Raw genomic sequence first — 12,113 nt, forward strand, 5'->3', positions numbered from 1 at the left:
TGATAACATCAACAATATGCTCACCAATGACCTAAATGTTATCGTCTATAATTTTGTTGATATGCTCTCTCACGCTAGAACAGATATGGCCATGATTAGGGAGCTTGCTCCTGATGAGTCAGCCTATCGTTCAATAACTAAATCATGGATTGAGCATTCACCATTGTTAGAGGCGCTTCGGCTCATTGCAGAAAGCGGATCGAAATTAATAGTAACAACAGATCATGGTACGATACGAGTGAAGAAGGCTTTTAAAATTGTGGGTGATAGAAATACAAACACCAATCTACGGTATAAACAAGGTAAAAATTTGGGTTATACTTCGGGTAATGATGTCATTGAAGTGCCTAAACCTGAGCGATATTTTCTTCCAAAGCTCAACGTATCCACTAGCTATGTTTTTGCAGCCGAGGATAATTTTTTCGCGTATCCTAATAATTTTAATTACTACGTTAACTACTATAAAGATACTTTTCAGCATGGCGGAGTATCGATGGAAGAAATGATAATTCCGATAATTTCGTTAAATTCGAAATATGGTAAATAGTGCAATATCTCGGCAAAATATAGTTTGTCGGGATATCGGAGAGTTGAAAAGTGTAGCCAGTCAAATTATTGAATTTGCCGGGGAGATCAAGTTTTGGATTTTCGAGGGGCAAATGGGGGCAGGAAAAACTACACTGATAAAGGTGTTATGTGCGCAGCTCGGAGTGGGTGATAGAGTGACAAGCCCTACCTATTCCATTGTAAACGAGTATCTTACTGGAAACAATGGAACTATCTATCATTTTGATTTTTATCGAATAAATGATGAGGAGGAAGCAATGGATATAGGAACTGAAGAATACTTTGAATCCGGCAATTATTGCTTTATAGAATGGTCATCCAAAATACCAAACCTTCTTCCCGAAAGTAATTTTTTAATGATCTCCATACAAGTGGGAGATGCTGGTCAACGAATGATCGAACTAACACGCCATGACTAAAAAATCTCAATCAGGATTTGCTCAACTGGCTTCAAAAACAAGCCTATACACACAAGAGAAGCTAGCAGAAGTTAAGCGAGGAAAAAAATCGTTTCTCATTGGTCTGCCTAATGAGATTTCTATGCAGGAAAAGAGAATAACCCTTACCCCTGATTCAGTAGAATTACTTGTAAACAACGGTCATGAAATCTGGATTGAAACCAATGCTGGGGAGGGCAGTAAGTTCCGTGATAAGCAGTACGCAGATGCCGGGGCTAAAATTGTTTACTCACAAGATGAAATCTACAAGGCAGATGTAATACTGAAGATTGAACCTCCAACACTTGAGGAAATAGAATTGATAACTAAAGGCAAGATATTAATATCAGCCATTCAGTTGGGCAACCAATCTCCTGATTATATTAATGCATTGAATAAGAAAAACATAACTGCCTTAGCCTTTGAATTTATACAAGATAAAGTTGGCGGAATGCCCATTATCAGGGCAATGAGTGAAATAGCAGGTAATACTGTAATGTCCATTGCTTCGGAGTATTTAAGTTGTGCCAATGGAGGTAAAGGAATTATTTTAGGAGGAATTACAGGAGTGCCACCAACCAAAGTTGTAATCATCGGTGCAGGAACTGTGGCAGAATTCGCAGCACGGGTGGCAAGAGGGTTAGGGGCTGAAATACAGATATTTGATAATCATATTTACAAGCTTAGAAGGATAAAACAGACGCTAAGTCACCAAATTTATACTTCAACAATTGATACTGTTACACTTGCCGAATCTTTGAAATCTGCTGATTTAGTGATAGGGGCTCTTAGAGCCGAAAAAGGTCGCGCACGCCATGTTGTTTCTGAAGAGATGGTGGCTGCCATGAAACCTGATTCGCTAATCATAGATTTAAGCATTGATCAAGGTGGGTGTATTGCTACCTCTGAACTTACTTCGTTAAAAGATCCTGTCTATCGAAAATACGATGTTATTCATTATTGTGTGCCAAATATTGCCTCCAGAGTAGCGCACACAGCCACAAGTGCATTAAGCAATATTTTCACACCTACCATTCTAAGGGCTGCCGAAGAAGGGGGTGTAGAAGAGATGATTTTTGCTCACAGCTGGTTTATGAAAGGAGTATACACTTACAAAGGGAGTCTTACCAACGAATACATTGCCAGGAAATTCGGCCTTAAGCATAAGGATCTTAGCCTACTTATGGCTGCAAGATTTTAGGCTCATTGGGGTAATTACCTATTAATAATTTGTTAATTGGGTTTATTTTGAACCTCCATAAGTAAAATTTAATAATAAATTAATAGTGATAGTTCATTTTTAACCCACTGCTTGCTACTATTACACTAAATTTGAGATTATGGCTACCACAATTAAAGATATCGCAAAAGCCTTAGGGGTTTCAGTTTCTACTGTTTCCAGAGCATTGAATGATAGCCCGCAAATTAATGAAGAGACGATTAAGGCGGTTAAAGCGGTTGCCAAAAAATTTAATTATAGAAGGAATAACGTAGCCGCAGGCCTTAGGATTAACAAAACCTATTGCCTGGGCGTGGTGGTTCCAAACATTGGTATCTACTTCTATTCAAGAGTGATAAGTGGTATGCAAAAAGCGGCATCTGATGCCGGATATCAATTGCTAATTTGCCAAACCGATGAAGAGGAGGCAAATGAAATTAAGTACATGGAATCCTTGTCTAATGGCAGGGTTGACGGAATATTAATGGCCATTTCTAAAGGAACAAATAAGTTAAATCATGTAAAGCAGGTAATGGATGAAATGCCAGTTGTTTTATTTGACAGAACAGACACTTCCATAGATACAACACAGGTAGAGGCAGATGATTTTAATGGAGCTTTAATGGCTACCAAGCATTTAATTAATGGGGGGGCACAAAATATTGCCCATTTGGCAGGGCCAAAAAATATGCAAAATGCCAAGAATAGGCTCAATGGCTATAAGGAGGCGCTCAGAGCTAATGATATTCCTGTTAAACAGAATTTAATTGAATATTGTGATTTTGATAGGCATAATGTGGAAGGTGCCCTAAAAAAGATTTTGAAAGCCAATGCCAATCTGGATGGAGTGTTTGCCGTTAATGACGATTTAGGCGTTCAGGCTATTCTTGTATTAAAGAAATTAGGTTATAAAATTCCTGAACAAATTTCAGTGATTGGTTTTGGTAATTATCCTGTATCTAAAGTTGTAGAGCCCAGATTAAGTACAGTGAGTCATCATTTATTTGAGATTGGCGAAAAATCAGTAGGGTATTTACTTCAAATGATTAAAAATAAGGATGCCAGGATTTCCCACGAACCCCTGGCATCTGAATTGATATTGAGGGAATCGACCAAGAACTAATTTTTATTTTTCTTTAATTTTCGAGGGTTGCAAGTTTTACAAAACTCATTCAGACTTTGAATTTGAGACAGCACTAATTTCCTCTCGTATTCAAGAAGCTCTTTATTTCTCCCTAATTCCGTAAGCTTTGAAACACGTGCATTTTCAGTGGATAGTTCGCTTTGATATTTCTCAAAAATTGGAAGGAAAAAATCTGAACTTGTAAATGCCCCTTTCGATTCGTAAAGTTCTTTTCTGAATTTCCGAGCATATAGCTCGGTCAAATCAAAATTATACTGTGCAAAAGAAACCATGTAATTAGCAGTGGCTGAGTCAACAGCAGATATTACGGCCATTGACTCTATAAAATCAGTACTTACCTTTGAGTTGAAGTTTTTTGTAAACATGAATTCATAATTACTCATTTGATAATTAAAATTCATGTAGGCTCCTGTTTGAATAAAATTAGATTCTAATTTGTTGTTAATCTCAGTTTGTTCAGATTTAAAATTATTTAAACTAAGTACTACTTCAGAACCCCATTCTAATTTAGTTTGTGAAAAGGTATGGCTAGCAAAAAATAAAAATATTGCAAGTAGTATATTCCTCATAATATTGATTAAAAATTAAGCCATACTCGCCAAACTCGCCTCTAACACTTTAATCTTGGCCTGAGCATCCTCCATTTTCTTTTTTTCCATAGCCACTACTTGTTCAGGCGCATTTTGGACGAATCGCTCATTGCTTAGTTTTTTCTCCACACTTTTTAAGAAGCCTTTAGTATAGTCCAGCTCCTTTTGCATTTCTTCTTTCTCCAGATCCATATCAACTGCCCCAGCCAATGGGATGAAGAATTCATCACCTTTCAATACAAAACTTGAGCTGTTTTCCACTTTTTCAGATGTAGCTTCAAATGATGACAAGTTACTAAGCTTAGAAATTACGCCTTGAAATGAATTGTATTTGCCGAAGTTTGACGTTTTCACTTTAAGCTCAAGGGCTTCTTTTGGCGCAATTTGTTTGGCATTTCGAGTGTTTCTCACATTTCCGATTATCTCAAATGCTAATTCGGCTTCTTTTAAAATATCGGCTGAATATGATTGTGCTTTTGGCCATTGGGCTACGATAATAAAATCATCACCTTTTCTATCACCTAGCTCTTGATACAGTTCTTCAGTGATAAAAGGCATAAACGGATGCAACAATCTCACTATCTTTTCAAAGAAACTTATGGTTACTTCTTTAGTTGCTCCATCTATTGGTTTTTGATATTCTGGTTTTATCATTTCTAAATACCACGAACAGAAGTCATTCCAGATCAGTTTATAAGTTGCCATCAACGCATCGCTAATGCGAAATTTCTTAAAGTGATCTTCCACTTCTTCCAGGGTCTGATTGAATTTGGCATCAAACCATGCAATAGCTGCTTTATTATCTTCTCCTGAAAGTGAGTTATCTACTTCCCAGCCTTGCACCAATCGAAAGGCATTCCATATCTTGTTTCCAAAGTTTCTGCCTTGTTCAATTAGCTTCTCATCGTACAGTAAATCGTTACCAGCTGGTGAACTAAATAGCATGCCTGTTCTAACCGCATCTGCTCCGTATTGAGCAATTAAATCTAGCGGGTCGGGTGAGTTGCCTAATGATTTTGACATCTTTCTGCGTTGCTTATCGCGTACGATACCAGTCAGATAAACATCGTTGAAAGGCTTCTTTCCTGTGTATTCATAACCTGCAATAATCATTCGTGCTACCCAGAAAAATAGTATTTCAGGAGCGGTTACGAGCGTGGCTGTCGGATAATAGTAATCCAACTCCTTATTGGCACCAGCCAAAATTTTACCATCTTTAAAGTATTTATCATCAAACCCTTTAAAAACTTCTAAGGGAAACAACCAACTGGATGCCCAGGTATCGAGTACATCCTCGTCTTGTTTTAGATCATTGATTGTTAACGCCTTATTACCTGATTTTTCTTGCGCCAGTGTAACGGCTTCTTCTATTGTCTCAGCAACAACAAAGTCATTCTCTCCATCACCATAGTAATAAGCCGGTATTCGCTGCCCCCACCATAACTGACGTGATACACACCAGTCTTTCACATTTTCCATCCAGTGGTTATATGTGTTTTTAAATTTTGCAGGGTGCAATACAACTTCATCCTCCATAACAGCTGCATGAGCTTTCCTGGAGATTTCCTTCATATTTATGAACCATTGAAGCGAGAGTTTTGGCTCTACTACACTATCAGTTCTTTCAGATCTTCCAATACGGGTTACAAACTCTTCGTCACCCATTAATATACCTGCGGCATCAAGATCCTTGATGATTTGCTTTCTGATTTCGAACCTGTCTCGACCCACGTAAGCAGGAACTTCACACTTTTCATTTAAAGTACCATCGAGATTAATTGTATCGATAACTTCAAGGTTATGGCGCAAACCAATTTCATAGTCATTAGGATCATGTGCTGGCGTAACTTTCAGGCAGCCTGTTCCAAAGTCTAACTCCACATACTCATCACCAATAATTGGAATCTCTCTATTGATAAATGGCACTAATGCCTTTTTGCCTATTAAATGTTTGAAACGGTCATCATTTGGATTCACTGCAATAGCCGTGTCACCTAAAATAGTTTCAGGCCGCTGAGTGGCAATAGTTACAGATTCATCCGAATCTTTAATTTGGTATTTTACTTTATATAGCTTCGACTTTTCTCCTCCCTCGCGATACAAAACCTCTTCGTTAGAAACTGTGGTTTGTGCTTCTACATCCCAGTTTACCATTCGTAAACCTCTGTACAAATAGCCTTTGTTGTATAAATCAACAAAAACACGAATAACTGCCTTGTAGTAATGGTCATCCATTGTGAATGAGGTTCTTTCCCAATCACACGATGCACCTAATTTTTTAAGTTGTTCGAGGATGATACCGCCATATTTTTCTTTCCATTCCCAGGCATGTTTAAGGAATTCATCACGAGTCAGGTCACTTTTTTTTATGCCTTTTTCACGAAGCATGCGTACTACTTTGGCTTCCGTAGCGATGGATGCATGGTCTGTGCCAGGCACCCAGCATGCTTCTTTGCCTTCCATTCTGGCTTTACGAATGAGTACATCCTGAATGGTATTGTTAAGCATATGCCCCATGTGCAATACACCTGTCACGTTTGGTGGTGGAATGACTATTGAATACGGCTCTTTGTCAGGATTAGGCTCAGAGTGAAAGAAACCTTTGTCCATCCATTGCTTGTACCACTTATTTTCTACCGATGACGGGTCATATTTTGTTGATAATGACATATGTTTTTACTTGTGAAATTTGAATCTGCAAAACTAGGAAATTAATATGTTTAGCGGAACAGAACGATTCATCTATTGAAGATTACAGGTTTTAATACTCTGGTTAAAACCCTAACTTTGCACGGCAAAAAACAGATAGTATGATAAACGCAAACGATCCCTCTTTAAAATCGTGGGTTGAAGTACCCAAAAATTCTGATTTTCCAATCCAGAACCTACCATTTGGCATTTTTAAGACTGAGTATCTTACTCCGGGTGCTGGTGTTGCAATAGGTGATTACATTGTGGATTTAACATATCTGCACGAAAATGGATTTTTGGATGGATTGGGTTTATCCTCAGGTGTTTTTAATCAACAATATCTGAATGATTTTATTGGCCTGGGTAAAGAAGTTACAAGCAAGGTGCGCAACCGCATTGCGGAATTATTGGAAGCCAATAATGGCGAATTACGTGATAATAAGCCGGCCAGTGAACTGGCCATCATCCATAAAGAGGAGGCAGAAATGTTAATGCCTATAAAGGTTCAAAATTATACAGATTTTTATTCAAGTATTGAACATGCCACAAATGTGGGTACAATGTTTCGTGATCCGGATAACGCACTTCTGCCAAATTGGAAACATATTCCTGTTGGTTATCATGGAAGAGCTTCTTCTATTATACCTTCAGGAGTAAATATTCACAGGCCTAAAGGTCAAACAAAAGCTCCTGATGCTGATAAGCCGTCTTTTGGTCCTTCGAAAAGATTGGATTTTGAGCTGGAAACAGCATTTATAACGTGTAAAGAAAATGGTTTAGGCAATAGTATCAGCACGAAGGAAGCGGAAGACTATATCTTTGGTTTTGTATTGTTTAACGACTGGTCAGCCAGGGATGTGCAAGTTTGGGAATATGTGCCTCTTGGGCCATTCTTAGCCAAAAACTTTGCTTCTTCAATTTCTCCATGGATTGTTACTATGGATGCCTTGGAGCCATTCAGGGTACCTACGCCAAAACAAGAACCTGCCGTATTGCCTTATTTGGAATTTAAAGGGAATAAAAACTTCGATATTAACTTAGAAGTTTATCTTCAGCCAGACGGGGGTGAAGAAAATCTTATCTGTAAGAGTAATTTTAAGTATATGTATTGGAATGTTAATCAGCAATTGGCACATCATTCAGTAAATGGTTGCAATATACAGGTGGGTGATATGTATGCTTCCGGAACCATTTCGGGGTCTACAGAAGATTCATATGGCTCCATGTTGGAGTTAGCCTGGAAAGGCACAAAACCTATTAAGCTGAGCGATGGCTCTGAGCGCAAGTTCATCGAAGATGGTGATACCGTGATTATGAAAGGCCATGCTGAAAAGGATGGTGTACGTATAGGTTTTGGTGAAGTAAGAAGCAAAGTGTTACCTGCGAAATAAAGGCTATGCTACGTATCGATCCTAAAGAAATTCCGGTTCCTAAAATGCACCAATATCTATTGGGAGCTGTGGCACCACGCCCTATTGCTTTTGCCAGTACGATTGATAAAGAAGGGAATGTAAACCTTAGTCCATTTAGTTTTTTCAACTGTTTTGGGGCTAACCCACCTATATTAGTTTTTTCTCCGGCACGAAGAGGAAGGGATAATACCACCAAACACACCTATGAAAATGTGTTAGAAGTTGATGAGGTGGTCATTAATATCGTAAACTATGCGATGGTGGAGCAAATGTCCCTTTCCAGTACTGAATACCCTAAAGGCACCAATGAATTTGAAAAGGCAGGATTTACCCAAGAAAAATCTGAACTTGTTAGGCCACCAAGAGTAAAAGAGGCACCCGTAAGTTTTGAGTGCAAGGTAATTGAAGTAAAACCACTTGGCGATCAAGGAGGTGCAGGCAACCTGGTGATTTGCGAAGTGCTTTTGGCACACGTGAGCGAAGATATTTTAGATGAAAACGGAACAATTGATCCGTTTAAATTGGATGCTGTGGCAAGAATGGGTGGCAACTGGTATGCACGAGCCAATGGAGATTCACTTTTTGAAATCGCAAAACCTTTAACATCATTAGGCATTGGAGTAGATTCAATACCTGAGGGCATTAGGAATAGCACCATACTTTCCGGAAATGATTTGGGCAGATTGGGCAATGTGGAATCACTGCCTACAGCTGAAGAAATTGATGAATTTACCGCTGATTTAAGTATTGAAAATAAGCTTGAGGCGCATCAAATCGCAAAGAATTGCCTATTGGAAGGTGAGGTGCAAAATGCATGGAAGGTGCTTTTAAAGTATCAAAATAAATGAGAGGCCTTTTTGTAGTAGCTATGTGTATCGTTTTTTTTAACGATATGTTCGGTCAAAGTGCGGATTCATTAGAAACGCAAAAGAATCTCAGAATTATACCGCTGCCAGCAATTTTCTATACACCAGAAACCAGGCTTGGTTATGGTGCGCTAACTACAGGAATTTTTAACCTTGGTGATAAAACTACTACCAGGGCATCTAATGTTCAGGTGTTGGGCGCTTATACTTTAAATGACCAAATAATCTTTGAGACTAGCCATAACATCTTCACTAAAAACGAGGAATGGGTTTTCAATGGAGCATTAAATTACTATGACTTCCCAATATTTTATTATGGGATTGGTAATGATACCAACGAAGATTTTGAAGAAGATCTTGAATATCAGGTCTTTGAATTTAGAGAGCGCGTATTAAAAAAAGTGCGCAACCATCTTTTTGCGGGTTTGCAAGTAAGGTATACAGATTTATATGACCTTGACTTTGAACCTAAGTTTTTAATTGCTGATAAGCCATTACTCGAGTCACAAACAGGGAAAAATGCAGCCATCGGCTTTTCAGTGGTCTATGACAATAGGGATAATGTTTTAAACGCAACGGAAGGCATGTTTTTAAACGTAGCTTCATTTCATCATCAACAGGCATTTGGCAGCGATTTTACCTATAACAGGTATACAGTAGATTTAAGAAAATTCTGGGGCCTAACTGATAAGTCCGTTCTAGCAGCACAGTTTTTTGGTGAGTTTAATAGTTCTAATGTTCCTTTCAGGGAAATGGCTTTGATGGGTGGTGACATGATCATGCGTGGCTATTACAATGGCCGTTATCGCGATAATCAGCAAATGGCCTTACAAGGGGAATACAGATATCAAGTATTACCTAAATTGGGATTTACAGTGTTTTCAGCTATGGGTGATGTAGCGAGTGAATTATCAAAATTCGATATGGGTGATTTTAAGTGGGCTGCTGGTGCCGGATTACGGTTTATGGTCAACAAATCAGATAGAGCAAATATTAGAATTGACTATGGAATCGGTGATGGTGTAAGTGGTTTTTATTTCGCTTTTGCTGAAGCCTTTTAACTTTATTAACATTTTTTTACTGAACATTGCAACCAAATGTAGGCACGATCGTACAAATGATTGGTTTACAGGTTGAAAATACGAGAGGTGTCTGCAAAAGTGTTAGGCACCTCTCTTTTTTTTGTGCACCTTTTTAAACTGTACCCCTACTAACACCGTTACTTGTTTCTAAACCAATAAATAAAATAACCCATGAAATCATTTAAATCATTTTTGTTATCCGCTCTGATACTCGGGGCTTTTGTTACCGTAAGTTGTGCACAGAAAAAGGCTAGTCCACCAGCTTCTGCAGAAGGTACTATTGATGGTGTTGAAATTAAAGTAGATTATCATCAACCATCAGCCAAAGGCAGACAGATAATGAACGGCCTGGTACCTTATGGCAGAGTATGGCGAACCGGTGCCAATAATGCAACAACAATAAGCTTCAGTGAAGATGTAAAGGTGGAAGGTAAGGAGCTTGCAGCTGGTACTTATGCATTATTTACAATACCCAATGAGAAGGAATGGGTAGTAATATTCAATAAAACAGCCGATCAGTGGGGTTCATCTAACTACAAAGAAGCTGATGATGCGCTTCGCGTGAATGTGAAGCCAGTTAAAACTGATATGGTAGAAACTTTTACAATAACTATTGAAGAAGATGGAGTATCGATGGCCTGGGAAAAGACATCGGTAAAATTCAGCATATCTAAATAATATTTTAGTTAAGAGAATTGAGAGGCTGTTATCTAATAACAGCCTCTTTTTTTATATTAGAGAAAAACTATTCTGAATTTGAAAAAAGATATTATTGGAAGAAACGAAGTAGTTGATCTGCCAGAAATGGAGCTATTTCAACTCAGGGCAAAAATAGATACAGGGGCATATACTTCGGCCATTCATTATCATCATGCAGAAGTAATAAAAAAAGATGGTGAAGAAACCCTTCACTTTACCTTGCTGGATCCATCGCATGCCGAATACAACGATAAAGACTTTTATTTCAAAAAGTTTAAAACTAAGAAGATTAAAAATTCATTTGGTCAAAGTGAGGAGCGATACATAATTGAGGCCACGATTAGAATATTTGATAAAAATATATTAACAGAATTTTCATTGAGCGATCGTGGTAATTTAAAATTCCCCTTATTACTTGGTCGTAAGCTTTTAAATAAGCATTTTATAGTAGACACATCTAAAAAGAATTTATCATTAAAATCCAGCAAAAAATGAAAGTAGCTGTACTTTCCAGAAACCCTAATTTATATTCTACAAGACGATTAGTAGAAGCTTGCGAACAACGAGGCCATGAGGCAGTGGTGTTAGATCACCTGAGGTGCACCATTGTGATGGAAAAAAATAAACCAAGCATCATTTATCATGGCCATTCACTGGATGATATTGATGCCATTATTCCGCGTATTGGCGCCTCGGTAACTTTCTATGGCTCTGCGGTGGTACGTCAGTTTGAAATGATGAAGGTGTTTACTGCAGTAGAGTCGCAGGCACTTATCAGGTCTCGAGATAAGCTGAGAAGTCTTCAAATACTATCAAGGGCGGGACTAGGGTTACCAAAAACAGTATTTACTAATTATTCAAGAGATACTGATTCCATTTTAAATGCAGTTGGTGGGGCTCCGGTAATTATCAAGCTTTTGGAAGGAACACAAGGTTTGGGAGTTGTTTTGGCAGATAATCAAAAATCCGCTGCTTCCGTTATCGAGGCTTTCCATGGGCTGAAAGCACGTGTAATAGTTCAGGAATTTGTGAAAGAAGCTGGCGGGGCAGATATCAGGGCATTTGTAGTAGATGGAAAGGTAGTTGGAGCCATGAAACGCCAGGCGAAAGAAGGTGAATTCCGTTCTAATTTGCATAGAGGTGGATCATCAGCCATTATTAAACTTTCTCGGTCGGAGAAGGCTGCTGCCATTAATGCAGCTAAGAAAATGGGTCTTGGAGTTGCCGGTGTAGATATGCTGCAATCGAAAAGAGGGCCTTTGATTTTGGAAGTAAATTCTTCGCCAGGCTTAGAAGGTATTGAAAAGGCCACCAATATAGATATTGCAGGTAAGATTGTTGAATTCCTGGAGCATAATGTATCTAAACCTAAAAAACGTATTCAAAAAGATAAAATCAATGCGTGA

At 38.4% G+C, this 12,113-nt stretch carries 12 protein-coding genes; 10 read left to right on the top strand and 2 right to left on the bottom strand.

The genetic code is table 11. The features are described from left to right. The 4 genes from RLO81_RS17625 to RLO81_RS17640 all read left to right on the top strand — a co-directional run. Positions 1–547, top strand: a 547-nt coding sequence (locus tag RLO81_RS17625) for a PglZ domain-containing protein (RefSeq protein WP_350114767.1), incomplete at its 5' end; no start/stop codon positions are given. Further along, the gene (gene tsaE, locus RLO81_RS17630; RefSeq protein ID WP_350114770.1) at positions 537–986 is read left to right on the top strand and encodes a tRNA (adenosine(37)-N6)-threonylcarbamoyltransferase complex ATPase subunit type 1 TsaE; all 450 of its coding nucleotides are present in this window, start codon (positions 537–539) and stop codon (positions 984–986) included. The genes RLO81_RS17625 and tsaE, both read left to right, overlap by 11 nt. Further along, on the top strand, positions 979–2,205 hold the full coding sequence (locus tag RLO81_RS17635; protein WP_350114773.1) for an alanine dehydrogenase: 1,227 nt from the start codon (positions 979–981) through the stop codon (positions 2,203–2,205). The genes tsaE and RLO81_RS17635 overlap by 8 nt, the downstream gene beginning before the upstream one ends. A 139-nt stretch (positions 2,206–2,344) precedes the next feature. Next, the gene (locus RLO81_RS17640) at positions 2,345–3,346 is read left to right on the top strand and encodes a LacI family DNA-binding transcriptional regulator (protein WP_350114776.1); all 1,002 of its coding nucleotides are present in this window, start codon (positions 2,345–2,347) and stop codon (positions 3,344–3,346) included. Here the strand turns inward: RLO81_RS17640 and RLO81_RS17645 are convergent. After that, a complete protein-coding gene (locus RLO81_RS17645; RefSeq protein WP_350114779.1) occupies positions 3,343–3,936 on the bottom strand; it encodes a hypothetical protein in 594 nt (197 codons plus the stop codon). The two genes, RLO81_RS17640 and RLO81_RS17645, sit on opposite strands and share 4 nt — an antisense overlap. Before the next feature lie 15 nt (positions 3,937–3,951). Further along, positions 3,952–6,627: a valine--tRNA ligase gene (locus RLO81_RS17650; protein ID WP_350114782.1), complete on the bottom strand. Its 2,676-nt coding sequence runs from the start codon at positions 6,625–6,627 to the stop codon at positions 3,952–3,954. A 140-nt stretch (positions 6,628–6,767) separates the two neighbouring features. On the opposite strand from RLO81_RS17650, the gene fahA reads away from it, so the two are divergent. The 6 genes from fahA (at position 6,768) to rimK (ending at position 12,113) form a co-directional block, all read left to right on the top strand. After that, positions 6,768–8,039 (top strand): fumarylacetoacetase, encoded by a 1,272-nt coding sequence (gene fahA / locus RLO81_RS17655; RefSeq protein WP_350114785.1) that lies wholly within the window; start codon positions 6,768–6,770, stop codon positions 8,037–8,039. A 5-nt stretch (positions 8,040–8,044) separates the two neighbouring features. Next, complete coding sequence (locus RLO81_RS17660) at positions 8,045–8,908, top strand: flavin reductase family protein (protein WP_350114788.1); 864 nt, start codon at positions 8,045–8,047, stop codon at positions 8,906–8,908. Beyond that, positions 8,905–9,987 (top strand): BamA/TamA family outer membrane protein, encoded by a 1,083-nt coding sequence (locus tag RLO81_RS17665; protein WP_350114791.1) that lies wholly within the window; start codon positions 8,905–8,907, stop codon positions 9,985–9,987. Before RLO81_RS17660 ends, RLO81_RS17665 begins: the two co-directional genes overlap by 4 nt. A gap of 192 nt (positions 9,988–10,179) precedes the next feature. After that, positions 10,180–10,686, top strand: a complete 507-nt coding sequence (locus tag RLO81_RS17670) for a DUF2911 domain-containing protein (RefSeq protein ID WP_350114794.1) — start codon at positions 10,180–10,182, stop codon at positions 10,684–10,686. A gap of 78 nt (positions 10,687–10,764) precedes the next feature. Further along, positions 10,765–11,202: an ATP-dependent zinc protease family protein gene (locus RLO81_RS17675; RefSeq protein ID WP_350114797.1), complete on the top strand. Its 438-nt coding sequence runs from the start codon at positions 10,765–10,767 to the stop codon at positions 11,200–11,202. Continuing rightward, positions 11,199–12,113 carry a 30S ribosomal protein S6--L-glutamate ligase gene (rimK, locus tag RLO81_RS17680; RefSeq protein WP_350114800.1) on the top strand — a complete coding sequence of 305 codons (915 nt, stop codon included), beginning with the start codon at positions 11,199–11,201 and terminating at the stop codon, positions 12,111–12,113. Before RLO81_RS17675 ends, rimK begins: the two co-directional genes overlap by 4 nt.

This window comes from Fulvivirga sp. (assembly GCF_040220315.1).
Lineage (GTDB): Bacteria > Bacteroidota > Bacteroidia > Cytophagales > Cyclobacteriaceae > Fulvivirga.